Source organism: Vibrio sp. 704 (genome assembly GCF_033339295.1).
In genome coordinates, this window is sequence record NZ_JAWOUH010000023.1 from 46,659 (window position 1) to 63,947 (window position 17,289).

15 protein-coding genes are annotated in these 17,289 nt (G+C 45.0%); 14 read left to right on the forward strand and 1 reads right to left on the reverse strand.

Annotated features, from left to right (window positions below; all coding sequences use genetic code 11):
- The first annotated feature begins 14 nt into the window (after positions 1 to 14).
- From hisS to R7R24_RS21370, 6 genes are all read left to right on the forward strand, one after another.
- Complete coding sequence (gene hisS / locus R7R24_RS21345) at positions 15 to 1,283, forward strand: histidine--tRNA ligase (protein ID WP_054579028.1); 1,269 nt, start codon at positions 15 to 17, stop codon at positions 1,281 to 1,283.
- A gap of 126 nt (positions 1,284 to 1,409) precedes the next feature.
- Entirely contained in the window at positions 1,410 to 2,024 is a 615-nt protein-coding gene (locus R7R24_RS21350) for a YfgM family protein (protein WP_005381697.1), read from the forward strand.
- A 12-nt stretch (positions 2,025 to 2,036) separates the two neighbouring features.
- Positions 2,037 to 3,197, forward strand: a complete 1,161-nt coding sequence (bamB, locus tag R7R24_RS21355; RefSeq protein WP_005381696.1) for an outer membrane protein assembly factor BamB — start codon at positions 2,037 to 2,039, stop codon at positions 3,195 to 3,197.
- A gap of 167 nt (positions 3,198 to 3,364) precedes the next feature.
- Positions 3,365 to 4,861: a ribosome biogenesis GTPase Der gene (gene der / locus R7R24_RS21360; protein WP_017820569.1), complete on the forward strand. Its 1,497-nt coding sequence runs from the start codon at positions 3,365 to 3,367 to the stop codon at positions 4,859 to 4,861.
- A 59-nt stretch (positions 4,862 to 4,920) separates the two neighbouring features.
- A complete protein-coding gene (locus tag R7R24_RS21365; RefSeq protein ID WP_047102174.1) occupies positions 4,921 to 5,796 on the forward strand; it encodes a metal-dependent hydrolase in 876 nt (291 codons plus the stop codon).
- A gap of 309 nt (positions 5,797 to 6,105) precedes the next feature.
- Positions 6,106 to 6,330: a zinc ribbon domain-containing protein gene (locus R7R24_RS21370; RefSeq protein WP_031780210.1), complete on the forward strand. Its 225-nt coding sequence runs from the start codon at positions 6,106 to 6,108 to the stop codon at positions 6,328 to 6,330.
- Between the two features lie 13 nt (positions 6,331 to 6,343).
- On the opposite strand, the gene xseA is transcribed toward R7R24_RS21370, so the two are convergent.
- On the reverse strand, positions 6,344 to 7,675 hold the full coding sequence (xseA, locus tag R7R24_RS21375) for an exodeoxyribonuclease VII large subunit (RefSeq protein WP_017633909.1): 1,332 nt from the start codon (positions 7,673 to 7,675) through the stop codon (positions 6,344 to 6,346).
- 231 nt (positions 7,676 to 7,906) lie between these two features.
- On the opposite strand from xseA, the gene guaB reads away from it, so the two are divergent.
- The 8 genes from guaB (at position 7,907) to R7R24_RS21415 (ending at position 17,289) form a co-directional block, all read left to right on the forward strand.
- A complete protein-coding gene (guaB, locus tag R7R24_RS21380; protein ID WP_017633908.1) occupies positions 7,907 to 9,373 on the forward strand; it encodes an IMP dehydrogenase in 1,467 nt (488 codons plus the stop codon).
- Positions 9,374 to 9,472: 99 nt separating this feature from the next.
- The gene (gene guaA / locus R7R24_RS21385; RefSeq protein ID WP_005383721.1) at positions 9,473 to 11,026 is read left to right on the forward strand and encodes a glutamine-hydrolyzing GMP synthase; all 1,554 of its coding nucleotides are present in this window, start codon (positions 9,473 to 9,475) and stop codon (positions 11,024 to 11,026) included.
- A gap of 307 nt (positions 11,027 to 11,333) precedes the next feature.
- Positions 11,334 to 12,530 (forward strand): tyrosine-type recombinase/integrase, encoded by a 1,197-nt coding sequence (locus R7R24_RS21390; protein ID WP_025594421.1) that lies wholly within the window; start codon positions 11,334 to 11,336, stop codon positions 12,528 to 12,530.
- Positions 12,531 to 13,468: 938 nt separating this feature from the next.
- Positions 13,469 to 13,699, forward strand: coding sequence for a helix-turn-helix transcriptional regulator (locus R7R24_RS21395; RefSeq protein WP_025594422.1), 231 nt, complete (start codon positions 13,469 to 13,471; stop codon positions 13,697 to 13,699).
- 4 nt (positions 13,700 to 13,703) lie between these two features.
- Positions 13,704 to 14,555, forward strand: coding sequence for a helicase RepA family protein (locus R7R24_RS21400; RefSeq protein WP_203346621.1), 852 nt, complete (start codon positions 13,704 to 13,706; stop codon positions 14,553 to 14,555).
- A complete protein-coding gene (locus R7R24_RS21405; RefSeq protein WP_025594155.1) occupies positions 14,542 to 15,306 on the forward strand; it encodes a hypothetical protein in 765 nt (254 codons plus the stop codon). The genes R7R24_RS21400 and R7R24_RS21405 overlap by 14 nt, the downstream gene beginning before the upstream one ends.
- A gap of 1,006 nt (positions 15,307 to 16,312) precedes the next feature.
- Entirely contained in the window at positions 16,313 to 17,089 is a 777-nt protein-coding gene (trbJ, locus tag R7R24_RS21410) for a P-type conjugative transfer protein TrbJ (protein WP_025594154.1), read from the forward strand.
- 2 nt (positions 17,090 to 17,091) lie between these two features.
- A complete protein-coding gene (locus tag R7R24_RS21415) occupies positions 17,092 to 17,289 on the forward strand; it encodes a hypothetical protein (protein ID WP_025594152.1) in 198 nt (65 codons plus the stop codon).

The following is a 17,289-nucleotide window of genomic DNA, read 5'->3' on the forward strand; positions in this document are numbered from 1 at the left end:
TTACGGTAAGTATTGTGGCAAAAACAATTCAAGCAATTCGAGGCATGAACGATTGCCTCCCAACTCAGTCGCCACTGTGGCAAAAACTAGAAAACACAGTGAAAAATGTAATTAGCGCATACGGTTATAACGAAGTGCGCATGCCAATCGTTGAGGAAACAAACCTATTCAGCCGCGCTGTTGGTGAAGAGACAGACGTCGTTTCAAAAGAAATGTACACTTTTGATGACCGTAACGGCGACAGCCTAACACTTCGCCCAGAAGGTACGGCGGGTTGTGTACGTTCATGTATCCAAAACAGCCTGATCAACCGTGATGAACAGCGTCTGTGGTACATGGGGCCTATGTTCCGCCATGAACGTCCGCAGAAAGGTCGTTACCGTCAATTCCACCAGTGTGGTGTTGAGGTGTTTGGTCTAAATGGTCCAGATGTTGATGCAGAGCTTATCATGATGACGGCGCGTTTATGGCGTGAGCTAGGTATCAATGAACATGTCCGTCTTGAGCTGAACTCTATCGGTTCTCAAGAAGACCGCGCAGACTACCGTACTGCACTGGTTGCATTCCTTGAGCAACATATTGATGTGCTAGACGAAGATTGTAAGCGTCGCATGCACACGAACCCACTGCGTGTTCTGGATACGAAGAACCCAGATGTTCAAGCTATTTTAGGTGATGCACCTCGCCTTTCAGATTACTTGGGTGAAGAATCTAAAGCACACTTCGTAGGTCTATGTGAACTTTTAGACGCTGCAGGTATCAAATACACAGTTAACGAACGTCTAGTTCGTGGTCTGGATTACTACAATCGCACGGTATTTGAGTGGATCACTGAGAGCCTAGGTGCTCAAGGCACTGTATGTGGCGGTGGTCGTTACGATGGCCTTGTAGAGCAATTAGGTGGTAAACCAACACCAGCGGTTGGCTTTGCAATGGGCCTAGAGCGTCTAGTACTGATGCTAGAAACGTTGGAACTGACAGACGTTCGTCGCAGTGTTGACGTGTACGTAGTCACTGCGGGTGAAGGCACCATGATGGCAGGAATGAAGCTAGCAGAACAGCTTCGCGAGTCTGTTCCAGGCGTTCGTGTGATGAATCACTTCGGTGGCGGTAACTTCAAGAAACAGTTTAAACGCGCAGACAAAGTTGGTGCTGTTGTAGCATTGGTTCTGGGCGAAAACGAAGTTGCGGATAATACCGTAGTACTGAAAGACTTAGCTGGTGGTGAGCAAGAGACTTACAACCAAGCAGAAGTTGCAGAAAAGATCGCAGCACTGATTTAAGTCTTTTAGTAATCTAACAAAATTACATCCTAGTTCGTAAGCTAAGGCTCCCAAATGTGGAGCCTTTAAACGAAATAGGAACAATGGCAGCTAAGCTACCATTTACATGTTTTAAGAGGACAGGAAGTGGAACTTTACGATACTGAAGAACAACAAGTTGAAGCCATTAAAGACTGGTGGAAGGAAAACGGCAAAGCCGTCATCATCGGTGCGGTTGTTGGTTTAGGTGGTCTATTTGGCTGGCGTTACTACCAGGATTCTGTGATTCAGGCGAGTGAAGCAGCTTCTCAAAGCTACACGACAGCAATGAATGCTTTGCAAGACAAAGGCACTGATGCTCAAGCTGACGTGAAAGCTTTCATTGAGTCAAATGAAGTAAAAGAATATTCAGTATTGGCTGCACTACAACTTGCTAAAGCACAAGTTGAAGCTCAAGACCTTTCTGCTGCATTGGAGCAACTGAAGTGGGCGCAAAGCAACACTCAAGATGCTGCGTTGTTACCATTGATTAGTTACCGCATTGCGCGTATTGAGACGGAAATGGGTAACTTCGACGCTGCAACGGCAGAGCTAAGTAACGTCACTGATACAGCATGGACAGGTCGTATTGCTGAACTTCGTGGCGATATTGCGATTCGCCAAGGTGACAAAGATGCTGCGTACGCTGCGTATACTGAAGCTCAGCAAGCGGCAGATGCAAGCCCGACACTACAAATGAAATTGGACGATCTGGCGAAATAAGGACCGCATTGGATGAAAAGAGTCTTTAAGAAAGCCTTGCTAGGGGCGTTAACAATGGGAGTACTTGCCGGTTGTGCAGGTGAGAAAGACACCATTGTAATGGCGCCACTACCTCAGGTAGACAGTCAGTTTACAACCAGTAGTGAGTGGAGCACATCGGTTGGCGATGGTGTTGGTCATTACTTTTCAAAACTATCCCCTGTATTTGCGAATGATACATTGTTCGTGGCAAGTCGTGATGGCTTAGTAAAAGCGCTGGATCCTGAGAATGGTAAACAACGTTGGCAAACGGACCTAGAAGAAGATGTCATTGCTCGTCTCTCTGGTGGTATCACAGCGGCATACGGAAACCTTTACATTGGCTCTGAGAATGGTGAAGTCATCTCTCTTGACCAAGAAACAGGTGAAATTGTTTGGCGTGTAAAAGTTGGTGGTGAGGTACTGGCGAAGCCAGTTGCAGATTCAGGCCTTATTATCATCAATACTAGCCGAGGCATGTTGATTGCCCTTAATGAGAGTACAGGTGAGCAACGCTGGGCATTGAGTACAGAAGTGCCGAACTTAACTTTACGTGGCGACAGTACTCCGACTGCAATTGGCGGCGGTGTGTTTTGGGGAACGGCAAATGGCCGACTCGCAGCTGCTATCGTTGAGCGTGGTCAGTTGATTTGGCAACAGCCTGTTGGTACGCCAAAAGGCGCGACAGAAATTGATCGTTTGGTTGACGTTGATTCATCGCCAATTGTGCTAGGCGGTACTCTTTTCACCATTGGATACAATGGTCAACTTATCGCCATTGACTTGCGTTCAGCGAACCCGATTTGGAAGCGTAATTACTCATCTGCGACAGACATTTCTACAGATGGTAGTCGCATCTTTGTGATAACGGAAAAAGATCATGTTGTTGCCGTTGATTCACGAAGCGGGACTGAGTTGTGGGAAAACAGCTTGCTTGAGCACCGACAACTTACAGCGCCAGTTATTGTTGGCAATTATCTCGTTGTCGGTGACACGCTTGGTTACCTTCACTGGATGGATCGTTCAACGGGCGAATTTGTTGCGCAGCAGTTTGTCGATGATAGTGGCTTGGCAGTTGGCCCGACGTTATTGTCGGATGGTTATGTGATTACAACTCGCAACGGCGATGTAAAGAAACTAACCATTAACGAATAATATCGTGATATAATTCACATTCGGCTCCTGGCTGGTGACAGCTAGGAGCCGTTTTGTTGTTTGAATTTATTAACCCTGACGTGGTTATAGGTAAAAAGCTGGTTTGATTTGGCATCGAGCAAGTCGTTACCTATAACTACAGAAGAAAGATTATTGTAGAGGTTGTTATGGTACCTGTTGTAGCTCTAGTAGGGCGTCCGAACGTAGGTAAATCTACACTATTTAACCGATTGACTCGCACTCGTGACGCGTTGGTTGCGGACTTTCCAGGCCTAACGCGAGACCGTAAATATGGCCAGGCGAGACTTGGTGAAGAGCACGAATTCATTGTGATTGATACTGGTGGTATCGATGGCACAGAAGAAGGCGTGGAAACAAAGATGGCAGAACAGTCATTAGCCGCGATTGATGAGGCTGATGTTGTATTGTTCCTTGTTGACGGTCGTGCTGGTCTGACACCTTCAGATGAAGCAATTGCGGCGCATCTGCGTAAAATTGAAAAGCCAGCGATGCTGGTAGTAAACAAAATCGATGGTATTGATGCCGATGCGGCGTGTGCTGACTTTTGGCAGCTCGGCGTGGATGATATGTACCAGATTGCGGCTGCTCATGGCCGTGGTGTGACCGCTTTGCTTGAGCGTGCTTTATCTCCATTCTTTGATGATCTACTAACAAGTGAATCTGAAGAAGGTGAGATTGAAGACCTGACTGGATTCGAAGACGAAGAGCCTCTTGTTGAAGATTACACTGAAGAAGACGCAGAAGCTGAATTCAAACGCCTTCAAGAGCAGCCGATTAAGTTGGCGATCATCGGTCGTCCTAACGTAGGCAAATCGACACTGACTAACCGTATTCTGGGTGAAGAACGTGTGGTTGTATACGATATGCCTGGTACAACGCGCGATTCTATCTACATCCCGATGGAGCGTGATGGACGCGAATACGTACTAATTGACACCGCAGGTGTTCGTCGTCGTGGTCGTATCAATGAAACGGTTGAAAAGTTCTCTGTTGTTAAGACGCTGAAAGCGGTAGAAGATGCAAACGTCGTTCTACTGGTGATTGATGCTCGTGAAAATATTTCAGACCAAGACCTAAGCTTGCTTGGTTTTGCACTGAATGCTGGCCGCTCAATTGTCATCGCCGTTAACAAGTGGGATGGTCTAGACAGTGACGTGAAAGAAAGCGTGAAGAAAGAACTGGACCGCCGTCTAGGATTCGTCGACTTCGCGCGTATCCACTTTATCTCTGCGCTGCACGGTACTGGCGTTGGTCACTTGTTTGAATCTATCCAAGAAGCATATAACTCGGCGACAACGCGTGTGGGTACGTCAGTACTGACGCGTATCATGAAGATGGCTGTGGATGATCACCAACCGCCAATGGTTCGTGGTCGTCGTATCAAACTCAAATACGCACACGCAGGTGGTTACAACCCACCGATCGTTGTTATCCACGGTAACATGGTTCGTGAATTGCCAGATTCGTATAAACGTTATCTGATGAACTACTTCCGTAAGTCTCTGGAAATTATGGGAACACCGATTCGCATTAACTTCCACAACAGTGATAACCCATACGAGAACCGTACGAATAAGCTTACGCTATCACAAGAGCGTAAACGTAAGCGTATGATGTCGATGGTGAAAAACCGCAATAAATAATGAAATTCGAATACCCAAGTTTCTACTTGGGTATTTTTTTATCAAAAGTAATCGTAAAAATGACTATCACAGCAACAAAGACTCGTTTTTGTCATCAAACATGGCAATTAGAAGCACAAATACAGCTCGTTCAATATACGGAAGAAGTGACTTACGTTATTACAGATGTCACGCCGTTCCATCCCGTTAGTCACATATGGCCGGATCACCCTGCAGACAAAGGAACGTTGAAGGTGAATGGGGCTGAGCATGACGTAGTAGATTGCCAAGTTGGGGCAGTGGAGCAGGAAAGTGGTGCTCTGTATGTGGGTAGTGACATCCCTGTAAAGCGTGATGCTGAAGGTTGGGTGTTTGTCGTCGTGCATGTTTTATCACGTACGGAATCACTTGTTACTGATGATTTGGTGACATTGGCGGTAGATAAGGATTACCAACGCGCTTTGAGTCGAGGCCACACTGCAGGACACTTAGCGTATTTGGCGTTGAATAAAGTACTAGCGGAAGACTATTGGCGAAAAGACGCAGACCGCAAAGACCCACATGGTTATTATGACTTTAATAGCTATGCACAAGTTACGAGTTATGTTACTCCAGACAAGTGCCTCGATACGTACCGTTTAGGCAAAACACTCCGTAAAAGAGGATTAAACAGTGCAGATATGCTGAATGACCTCCAGGCGATTGCAAAAAAAGTGAATAGCCAACTTGTGGAATGGCTTCGACGAGATGCGATGATCACCATGGAATGCCACGGTGACAGATTAACGGATTCTCGCTATTGGAAGTGCGATTTAGGGGAAGGTCAATTAGCGGTAATCCCTTGTGGTGGAACGCATGCGAGCCATTTAAATGAGTTTGCTTTTATCCAAGTTAAACTCGTTGAGCTCGACGCTCAAACTATCGAAATGCACACCAATGTAAACACTGCTTTCTGAATAAGATCTTTTTATTAAATTCTAATTTTACGTTTAATTAAATTGCTATAAGGTTTTTTATTCTGCCTTAAATTGGAATGCAGAATATGTAACTTATGCTTTCGGTGTGTGGTTATATAAATATTCTTTTAAGGGGTGATCGCTGATCAAGGAGTAAATATCAGACGATCAGTATAAGATCCTACGTATCAAGTATGGTTATCGCCTCGTGAAACTTGTTAGGGCGGTGATGAAGATCAACATACTTGTTCGTTATTTTGAGTAGCATGCGTTACTCGAAATTGCTTAGTTTAGAGAGAGGAACGGGATATGCAGCAGAACATTTGCCCGACTTGCAATGTCGAACTGGAATGGACAGGACAATACCATTGTGAACAGTGTGAATCGGATTTTAAAAAAGTAGGTTTTTGCCCTGATTGTGAGGCGGAGCTGGAGAAGCTGCAAGCATGCGGTGCTGCGAGTTACTTTTGCAATGTGTGTAATGAACTCAAGTCAAAATCACGTGTCCGATTTGAGTTCCAGAAAATCAGTTAACCAGAGTTTGTATTCAGTTAACGGTAGAGCGAACGTCGCCTTCGGCTAATCGAGTAATCAATACATCTCCCGATTTTACATCTGAAGATTGCGTAATTACTTTACCTTGCTCAGTTTGAGTAATTGAGTAACCTCGTTTCAATGTCGCTAGTGGGCTGACGGTGTCTAACTTCTCTGCAGCAATCGCGAGTTGATGGCGCATAGTCAGTAACTTGCGATCCATTGCATCCATGAGCTTTTGCTCAACACGTTCTAGCTTCGACTTCTGCTCGGCAAGGCGTGTTACAGGAGAATTCAATTGCAGCCGATAATGTTGACGCTCGATTCGCTGTTGACGCAAGGCAATAAAACGACTCATCGCTCGCTGTAAGCGCATGTCCAACTCATCTAACTGTTGCGTCTGACGTTGCAAGCGATAGCTTGGGTGCTGTCTCTCTAGACGGTGCACTAATTGAGCAGATTGCTGCTTTTGTTGTGCTAGGTAGTAACGCATCGCGCTCGCTAACTTATGCTGGCGGGTAACTAAAGCTTGATCTTTGTGGCTGTTATCACGGCTTACTAGCTCAGCGGCTGCTGATGGAGTAGGCGCGCGTACGTCGGCGACAAAATCAGCTATTGTCACGTCAACTTCATGTCCAACGGCGCTAATAATAGGAATTTGGCTTGCTGCAATCGTGCGAGCTAATATCTCGTTGTTAAAGCACCATAAGTCTTCTAATGAACCACCACCTCGGCCCACAATTAGCACATCACATTCATCACGGCTGTTAGCGCGACCAATGGCTTGTGCAATTTGAATGGCTGCGTCCTCACCTTGTACCACTGTCGGATAAATCACAACAGGTAGGGAAGGATCACGACGTTTCAATACGTCTAAGATATCGTAAAGCGCGGCACCAGTTTTCGATGTGATGACGCCAACACGTTTAGGGTGCTCAGGCAAAGATTGCTTATTGATTTGCGCGAACAACCCTTCTGCTGCAAGCTTCATTTTCAGCTCTTCAAACTCTTGTTGAAGACGGCCATCACCTTCCGGTTGCATGCTTTCGATGATCAATTGGTAGTCACCGCGAGGCTCATAAAGAGACAGACGAGCTTTTACTAGGACTTGATTACCGTTAGCGGGTTTGAAAGTAACGCGGCGATTGTTACCACGAAACATGGCACATTTAACTTGAGCGCGAGAGTCTTTAAGAGTGAGGTACCAGTGACCAGAGACAGGAGCTGAAAAGTTGGATATCTCTCCGACGAGCCAAACGATCCCCATTTCGTTTTCAAGGAGTAAACGAACTTCCGCGTTGAGACGAGAAACAGTAAAGATGTTTTGATTGGTCTTGGAGAGCACAGCTAATCTCTTAGACGTGAGTATGGAAATTAGCGGCAATATAATACATAGCAAGGGGGTAATTGCAAGAAAAAAATTAAAAAATTTGTGGTCAAGCGATTGCGTTAACCGTATAATCCCTCCGCAATATCTAATCCAAATGTAGCTAGTTGCTAACGCAGGTTACCCTCATTATGCGAAACGATGAGATTGGATTGTTCTTTTTACTCCTATAATTGTGAGATATTGCAAATGCTAAGAATTGCCAAAGAAGCGCTGACATTCGATGACGTACTACTTGTGCCAGCACACTCCACCGTTCTCCCAAACACAGCTGATCTTCGCACTCAGCTAACTAAGAACATCACCCTAAACATCCCAATGATTTCAGCGTCTATGGACACTGTTACTGAAGCTCGTCTAGCAATTGCGCTAGCGCAAGAGGGTGGCATTGGCTTTATCCACAAGAACATGTCTATTGAGCAGCAGGCAGCCGAAGTTCGTAAAGTTAAGAAGTTCGAAGCTGGTATGGTAACTGACGCGGTTACTGTAAACCCTGACGCGACCATCGCTGATGTTGTTGCACTCACTGAAAAGCATGGTTTTGCAGGTTTCCCTGTTGTCACTGAGAGCAATGAGCTTGTTGGTATTATCACTGGTCGTGACGTTCGTTTTGTGACGGACCTTTCTAAGAAAGTATCTTCAGTAATGACGCCAAAAGAGAAGTTGGCAGCAGTTAAAGAAGGTGCAACACGAGAAGAAGTGCAAGAGAAAATGCACGAAGCTCGTGTAGAGAAAGTATTGGTTGTGAATGATGAGTTCCAACTAACCGGTATGATTACTGCGAAAGACTTCCACAAAGCAGAACGTAAACCAAACGCATGTAAAGATGAGCGTGGTCGCCTACGTGTTGGCGCAGCCGTTGGTGCTGGCGCTGGTAACGAAGAGCGTGTTGCTGCTCTAGTTGAAGCAGGCGTTGACATTCTACTTATCGACTCTTCACACGGACATTCTGAAGGTGTACTAAACCGCATCCGCGAAACTCGCGCTGCTTACCCAGATCTAGACATCATCGGTGGTAACGTAGCAACAGGTGCTGGTGCTAAAGCACTAATCGAAGCTGGCGTAAGCGCAGTGAAAGTTGGTATCGGCCCTGGTTCTATCTGTACAACTCGTATTGTAACGGGTGTGGGAGTTCCACAAATCACTGCAATCGCAGATGCGGCAGAAGTGGCTAATGATTATGGTATTCCGGTTATTGCTGACGGTGGTATCCGTTTCTCAGGTGATATCTGTAAAGCAATCGTAGCTGGCGCATCATGTGTGATGGTTGGTTCTATGTTTGCTGGTACTGAAGAAGCGCCGGGTGAAGTGATTCTATACAATGGCCGTTCTTACAAGTCTTACCGCGGCATGGGTTCTCTTGGTGCTATGTCTCAAGGTTCTTCTGACCGTTACTTCCAGTCTGACAACGCAGCGGACAAGCTAGTACCAGAAGGCATTGAAGGTCGTATCGCATACAAAGGCCGTCTAAAAGAGATCGTACACCAACAAATGGGTGGTCTACGTTCAAGCATGGGTCTAACTGGTTCTGCAACTATCGAAGATATGCGTACGAAAGCTGAATTTGTACGTATCTCTGGTGCAGGTATGCAAGAGTCTCATGTACACGATGTTCAAATTACTAAGGAAGCGCCGAACTACCGTCTAGGGAACTAATTACCCAACGGAAACGTTTGCTTTTTCCTTGAAGCATTAAGAAGAGGCGAGTACACTCGCCTCGGTTTTAATCACTTAGCCTTAAAAAGACTGCTCAAAATGACTAAAAATATCCATGACCAACGTATTCTGATCTTGGACTTCGGTTCTCAGTACACTCAATTAGTAGCACGCCGCGTACGTGAAATCGGCGTTTACTGTGAACTATGGAGCTGGGATGTAGAAGAAGCGGATATTCGCGAATTCAACCCAGATGGCATTATCCTATCTGGCGGTCCAGAAAGCGTAACGGAAGAGAACTCTCCACGCGCGCCTCAATATGTGTTTGATTCTGGTGTTCCTTTGCTTGGCGTATGTTACGGCATGCAAACCATGGCGGAACAGCTAGGAGGCAAAGTAGCGGGCTCTAACGAACGTGAGTTTGGCTACGCTCAGGTTAAAGTTTCTGGTGAATGTGCTCTATTTAAAGACCTTGAAGCAACTCAAGACGTTTGGATGAGCCATGGCGACAAAGTAGTAGAGATCCCAGCCGATTTCGTAAAAGTTGGTGAGACAGACACTTGTCCTTACGCTGCGATGGCGAATGAAGAGAAGAAATACTACGGTGTTCAGTTCCACCCAGAAGTGACACACACAAAAGGTGGCCTACAAATGCTTGAGAACTTTGTTCTTGGCGTATGTGGCTGTGAGCGTTTATGGACATCGGAATCTATCATCGAAGATGCGGTTGCTCGTATTAAAGAGCAAGTGGGTGACGACGAAGTTATCCTAGGTCTATCTGGTGGTGTTGATTCATCGGTAGTTGCGATGCTGGTTCACCGCGCAATCGGCGACAAGCTAACGTGTGTATTTGTTGATAACGGTCTACTTCGTCTAAACGAAGGTCAACAAGTTATGGATATGTTCGGCGACCAATTTGGTTTGAACATTATCAAAGTTGACGCTGAAGAACGCTTCCTCAAAGCACTTGAAGGCAAGTCTGACCCAGAAGAGAAGCGTAAGACTATCGGTCACGTATTCGTAGATGTATTCGATGAAGAGTCTAAGAAGCTGAAAAACGCGAAATGGCTAGCTCAAGGTACGATTTACCCTGATGTAATCGAGTCAGCTGCATCTAAGACTGGTAAAGCGCACGTGATCAAATCGCACCACAACGTGGGCGGTCTTCCAGATGACATGGAAATGGGTCTTGTTGAGCCACTACGTGAGCTGTTCAAAGATGAAGTACGTAAGATTGGTCTAGAGCTAGGCCTGCCTTATAACATGCTTTACCGCCACCCATTCCCAGGTCCAGGTCTAGGTGTTCGTGTTCTTGGTGAAATCAAGAAAGAATACTGTGACTTGCTACGTCGTGCTGATGCTATCTTTATTGAAGAGCTTCACGCTGCAGACCTATATGACAAAGTATCTCAAGCGTTCACGGTATTCCTACCAGTTCGTTCTGTTGGTGTAATGGGCGATGGCCGTAAGTACGATTGGGTTGTGTCTCTACGTGCGGTAGAAACTATCGACTTCATGACTGCTCATTGGGCACACCTACCATACGACTTCCTAGGTAAGGTTTCTAACCGTATTATCAACGAAGTTGATGGCATTTCTCGTGTTGTTTACGACATTTCTGGTAAGCCACCTGCGACAATCGAGTGGGAATAATGCTCCTTTAAGAAAGGTCTGGCATTAACAAGCACTAAATCATACTTAAGTCCGCGTAATTGCGGACTTTTTTTGTTTTTGGCTTAGTCATTTTTGGCAATGTCTGGCAACGCCAAGCACGGTTTGACCGTGGTATTTTGATGGGTATGATTCATCGGTAATGCCATGGATTACGCCCGATACCATGCTGAGTATTTTTGATGGGGCATGGTATTAAATTTTTATATCTATCTGTTTTATAAAGATTAATTTCTGATTTTTTAGAGGTTTTTCAGCATGGTATCAAACAAGAATAATAGGTCGAAACATGCTGACTGATACCAAGCTACGCAATCTCAAACCCAAAGATAAACTTTACAAAGTCAATGACCGTGATGGCCTCTATGTTGCTGTCACTACCGCAGGCTCTATCTCTTTTCGCTACAATTACTCGATCAATGGCAGACAAGAAACCATTACGTTTGGTCGCTACGGAGTAGGAGGCATCACGTTAGCAGAAGCGCGTGAGCGTCTCAATGAAGCGAAGAGAATGGTTACTGATGGAAAGTCACCGGCCAAAGAGAAAGCCCGTGCTAAGGCGAGAACCAAAGATGCTGAAACCTTTGGTGCCTGGGCTCAGAAATGGCTGCGTGGCTACCAGATGGCTGATTCTACCCGGGATATGCGTCGCTCAGTCTATGCCCGAGAGTTAGAGGGTAAGTTTGGCAATCAGAAGCTGACAGAAATCACTCATGAAGATCTGCGAGCATTGACTGACGCGATAGTAGAGCGTGGAGCACCGGCAACAGCTGTGCATACACGTGACATTGTACTCCAGGTGTATCGATGGGCGATTGAGAGAGGGCAGAAAGTTGAGAACCCGGCAGACTTGGTGAGGCCCGCCAGTATTGCTCGATTTGAACCAAGAGACCGAACGTTAACACCGGCTGAGATCGGTTTGATGTACCACTACATGGAAAAGGTAGGTACAACCCCTTCGATTCGCGCTTCGGTAAAGCTGCTGTTGCTGACTATGGTACGCAAAAGCGAGTTAACTAATGCAACCTGGAATGAAATTAACTTCAGTGAAGCGTTGTGGACGATCCCCAAGGAGAGAATGAAACGACGTAACCCGCACCTGGTATTTTTGTCACGCCAGGCGATGGATATTCTGATCGCCTTGAAGACATTTGCCGGTGGGTCTGATTACATTCTTCCTTCCCGTTATGACTCTGATGCTCCAATGAGTAGTGCGACGATGAACCGAGTTATGGATTTGACATATAAAGCCGCGCAAAAGGAAGGTCAGTCACTAAGTAAGTTTGGGCCGCATGACCTACGTAGAACAGCGAGTACACTGCTGCATGAAGCTGGATACAACACTGATTGGATAGAAAAATGCCTGGCGCACGAACAGAAAGGGGTTAGGGCCGTTTACAACAAAGCTGAGTATCGAGAACAAAGAGCATCAATGCTACAGGACTGGGCTGATATGATAGATGAGTGGACCGGTCAAAATTTTTAATTGTTTTCTATTTTATTGCGTCTTTGTAGATAATAATTTTTAAATTTTATGTTAGTAGTGGGATGAAAAGGATTTTATATCGCTAGTTCTGATTGGGCCTAATTTGAGTTATGTTGAGTATTAAACCATTTTTAACGTAACTTATATGGCAGAACAGTTTAAAGCTCTTAGCTACGGTTAAGTATTATTACCAAAATTTCTTAGGTTATGAATTATTGAAGTATTCTGAGTTTTTACTTTTCGAGCTAAGAATTTTCTTATTTAAATAAAAAACGTTCCTAATATTTTACTGATAAAAAGGACACAAATACATTGTGTGTTTATGTCCTTTTAAAAGGAGGGTAATTAAAATTTTTTGTGATTTTAAAAAATGGCCGTTAAGATTCCTAATATATCATTAGAACTGAATGTATATTTAATTGTTAGTCAAAGTTGAGCAACTAGCGATGGAATAAACCAGCTACTTTTCTCTATACCGTTTTAACGAACATTTAATTATCAAGTGTAAAGAGATATTTGTTGAGTCGGCATGAGATGTACTAGCTTAAAATCACTGGATTACTTCTAAAGGTACTGACTCCATCCTTGTAACCACCGCTGAGGCTGCCTTATAAAAATTTTAGCCGCTAAATTTTTTGATAACTTTTCCGTAAGAGTTACATCTTAACTTAAAGTGTGAATTTGGTTAATGATGTGAACTTCAAATGGAATAGTTTTAGGTTTTATTTTAGCCGCTAAAATCCATTTTCAATAAATATTTATGATTACTATTTCTTAATTTATTTCTTTATTTTCGATATGTTGATTATTTAATTCCGATATATCGTGGTCATTGTAAATGATATTTTTGTTTTTAATTTCTTGGTGTTTATTTTATGTTTTAAAATTTAATTTTTTTGTTATTATTAAAGTCTCTTCTGGTATTAGGAGGCAAATAAATGCAAACACTGGCACATAAAACACTAATTAATAGGAAAGCACTTCTGGAAATGATTCCACTCTCAGACCGGACTATTTATAACTTGGAGAAACGGGGTGAATTTCCACGCCGTATTGTTCTTACAAGTAGAAATGTAGCCTGGGATTTAGCTGAAGTTGAGAAATGGATTGAAGAACGTAGAAGATCTCGAATTCAGGCTAAGAGACCTGGATATTTTATAGGAGGCTAAAAATATGGGACTTGATCTTATGTCTGCATTTAATGAACTGCCTCCACCGATTGATTACGTGCTGCCCAATATGGCAGCGGGAACCGTAGGGTCCATTGTTTCTCCTGGCGGCGTAGGTAAATCAATGCTTGCCCTTCAATTGGCAGCACAGATAGCGGGAGGGCCGGATTTGCTGGGCATAGGTGATTTGGCTAATGGCTCAGTGGCCTATTTGCCTGCCGAGGACCCGACTACTGCTATTCATCATAGATTACACGTTTTGGGAACATACCTTTCTCCTACACAAAAACAAATGGTGGCCCAAAATCTGCTTATTGAACCATTGATTGGCAGGTGTCCTGACATTATGACTTCAGCATGGTTCGGAGACATCAGAAAGGTTGCTGAGGGGAAACGGCTCTTGATTCTGGATACTCTGCGTCGTTTTCATATTGAAGAAGAGAACGCCAGTGCACCGATGGCACAGGTGATCGGGAGAATGGAGGCTATTGCCGCTGAAACGGATTGTTCCATTGTGTTTCTGCATCACTCCAACAAAGGAGCTGTGATGATGGGGGCTGGCGACCATCAGCAAGCCAGCCGAGGATCGTCAGTGTTAGTCGACAATATCCGCTGGCAAGCCTATCTCGCAAGTATGACCCCCGCTGAAGCAGAAAAATTGGGTGTTGAGAGAAACCAGAGAAAATATTTTGTCCGTTTTGGGGTGAGCAAAGCTAATTACGGTGACCCATTTTCTGAGTGTTGGTTTAGACGACATGACGGCGGTGTGCTCAAACCTGCTGTTCTGGAACGGAGAAAAAGGCAGTCAGCGATGAAGCTTAAAACAGTGGTGGGGAATTGTGATGACAACTGGTAATAAGGTTGCACCTACCAGTACGGTGTTGCAGGCTCGAGTTATGATCTATCAGCCTAGCCGAAAGCCAGTACAGCGTATGGGTGAATGGATGGAAACCCGATTTGGTCGCTGTCGGGTTACAGGTCGATTAGGGCAGCGCCATGCGGATATTGTTGAGTCCATGCTGTATTTGGCTGAGCGTCGACGCGATATTTCAGACGGTGGTGTTGAGCTGTTGGTTGATCCAGCAAAGTTGCGTCGAATTTTGTCCGAGCACCAATACAGTGATAACCGACTAAAAAAGCTAGTTTGTGAATTGCGAGCTGCTACTGTTGAAATTGTTACTCCGAAGCTGGAGTTGACGGGAGAGCGTATCATTGGCGGTTTAGTTGATCATGTTGTTCCGTCTTCTATGACTCGCCATAACCCTCTGACTGGAGGCCAGCGGAATCTGTGGCGTGTCCGGTTAGGAGTCGCTTTGGTAATGCTGCTTGAGCAGGATTTGTTTCTCTATTATGAGCCAACACTTATTGCTAGGTTGCAATATGGGATTAGCCAAGCTGTTGCTCGCTTTGTACTCACACATAAGTGCGATCCTGCCGGAGGTTGGCATCTAGACACGCTTATCAAGGCCGTGAGCGGTGATGAAGTAAGTAGTAAGACAATGAGCAATCACCGAACGAGGATAAAAGAAGATATAGATAAGTTGCGTTGCATCGGCATAGAGATAAATAGTGAAAATCGGGTTAAACGACTCGCAGCGGCCCGATAGCGCCTCATAGCGGCCCGGAAGTTCCTCATAGGGGCCCGTGTATGACTCACAGAGGCCCGATTTTTTGTCTTTTTGTCAGGATATTCAGTATATCTCAGGATATTCAGGCGGTGGGACCGCCCGTTTTATACGGGCTTTACACCTTAAAGTGATAAAGCCCTATGGCTTTATCGAACGGCCATAGGCCGTTGGTTTAACGCCAAGAGGTGAAGGGCAAGATGCTCAGGAGCTCTTCTTTCTTGGAGTACAACCCGACCGAAGGGAGACAATACTTAAAATATTTTAACATGTGGATTGGCTGAAAGTGTCAATGAAAGGAGGTAGGCAGTCTTTTGCCTTTATTTAACTAATTGAAATTAAAGGAGGTGTGGTGATTTGGTTTTGTTGATTTCAATTTTCATTGACATTTGGGGGGCGGTCACTTGCTCAAACAAGGAAAGTGATAGGAAATTTGAGCTTTCTATGTAGTGACTGGAGAAAAATAATCGAGTTAAAACGCTATCTTATGACTATAAGTACGCCGTTTTTTGCTTTAACTCTTTGTTTTTAAAGAATAGTTGCTGTTGTACAAGTTTAAGCAGAACATTACAGATAATTGCAAGGACCAATGCAGGTGTTTTAGTGGTGAAAACAGGGCCGAAGTGCGGGCAGGATAGGTGAAGTAGGCCCACCAACAAGTTGATGGTTCCTATTTCACTCGTCCTTTATTCGCACCTTCGGGCTCAACGGTATCCTGCTCTACGAGGTCTCTAATTATCGACTTTAACCCTTGGAACTCCTAACCAGCTTTAAGGGGAATGACACCTATGTTTCAAAGATCTGAGGCCGCGCGTTTTTAAGGTGTCGCGCAGGTCGGACGCCAGGATAGAAAGTGACAACCTATCTTTGTAGAGGTCCACATTCACCGCTGATTTTCAGTAGGGGTAAAGGCTCATATCTATAGATTTTGGGCCGATACAGGTTGGTGGGTGCAACTTAGTCACGACAATACTAAGGGCACTCAATTATGAACACCGTACGTATTTTAGCGGCTAAAATAACTACGGCCGCTATTTCATTAGCATTTATCTCTCCCATACCGGTAGTAGCTGGGATTCCGGTTGTTGATGGAACGAACCTGACACAAAATATTATGTCAGCAATGGAGTCTGTCACTCAAACAGCCAAGCAGATCCAACAGTACCAAACTCAGTTGCAGCAGTATGAAAACCAGCTGCAAAACACTATGGCCCCAGTGGCTTATATTTGGGACCAGGCACAATCGACGATTGATGACTTAACTCATGCCACCAATACGCTTGCTTATTATCAAAACCAGCTTGGTAGCCTTGATGCTTACCTAAGCAAATTCCAGGATGTGGCCTACTACCGCAGTTCACCTTGCTTCAATGGATCTGGAGGTTGTACGCCTGTAGAACAAGCGAAGATGGAAGAAAACCGTCGCTTGGCGTCCGAATCCCAGAAAACAGCCAACGATGCTCTCTTTGAAGGCTTGAAGCTACAGCATAAAAACTTGCAGGCTGACGCTCGTCAGCTGCACCGATTACAGTCAGCAGCTCAGGGAGCAGATGGTCAGTTAGCTGCTATTGGCTATGCCAACCAGCTTGCTAGTAACCAGGTCAACCAACTCCTTCAAATCCGTAGTTTGTTAATTGCTCAGCAGAATGCTGTTGGTTCTCGAATGCAGGCGGAAGCCGACCGCGAAGCTCAATATCAAGCGTCCCGTGAAAGGTTATTTGATATGGGAGAGCCTACCGACCGTTCAAAAAATAGGGGGTTCTAATCATGCAGAATATCATTCGTGTTTTTATCGTCAGCGTGTTGGCATCTTTCGTTCTGGTAGGGTGTGGTGAGGATGGAGGGCCAAAGCCTACAACGATCAACTGTAATAACCCGAACCTGACGAAAGATCTGAGGGAAGAAGGGAACTGTCTTTGGGATATGGGCGAACGCACGGATCGCTCCAAGAATAAGGGGTTCTAA

What these genes read in the sequence shown, in the direction of transcription:
- trbJ (WP_025594154.1), top strand. Translation starts at nt 16,313, where the DNA reads ATGAACACCGTACGTATTTTAGCGGCTAAAATAACTACGGCCGCTATT.
- bamB (WP_005381696.1), top strand. Translation starts at nt 2,037, where the DNA reads ATGAAAAGAGTCTTTAAGAAAGCCTTGCTAGGGGCGTTAACAATGGGA.
- R7R24_RS21415 (WP_025594152.1), top strand. Translation starts at nt 17,092, where the DNA reads ATGCAGAATATCATTCGTGTTTTTATCGTCAGCGTGTTGGCATCTTTC.
- R7R24_RS21365 (WP_047102174.1), top strand. Translation starts at nt 4,921, where the DNA reads ATGACTATCACAGCAACAAAGACTCGTTTTTGTCATCAAACATGGCAA.
- R7R24_RS21390 (WP_025594421.1), top strand. Translation starts at nt 11,334, where the DNA reads ATGCTGACTGATACCAAGCTACGCAATCTCAAACCCAAAGATAAACTT.
- R7R24_RS21395 (WP_025594422.1), top strand. Translation starts at nt 13,469, where the DNA reads ATGCAAACACTGGCACATAAAACACTAATTAATAGGAAAGCACTTCTG.
- R7R24_RS21400 (WP_203346621.1), top strand. Translation starts at nt 13,704, where the DNA reads ATGGGACTTGATCTTATGTCTGCATTTAATGAACTGCCTCCACCGATT.
- R7R24_RS21405 (WP_025594155.1), top strand. Translation starts at nt 14,542, where the DNA reads ATGACAACTGGTAATAAGGTTGCACCTACCAGTACGGTGTTGCAGGCT.
- R7R24_RS21370 (WP_031780210.1), top strand. Translation starts at nt 6,106, where the DNA reads ATGCAGCAGAACATTTGCCCGACTTGCAATGTCGAACTGGAATGGACA.
- guaA (WP_005383721.1), top strand. Translation starts at nt 9,473, where the DNA reads ATGACTAAAAATATCCATGACCAACGTATTCTGATCTTGGACTTCGGT.
- guaB (WP_017633908.1), top strand. Translation starts at nt 7,907, where the DNA reads ATGCTAAGAATTGCCAAAGAAGCGCTGACATTCGATGACGTACTACTT.
- der (WP_017820569.1), top strand. Translation starts at nt 3,365, where the DNA reads ATGGTACCTGTTGTAGCTCTAGTAGGGCGTCCGAACGTAGGTAAATCT.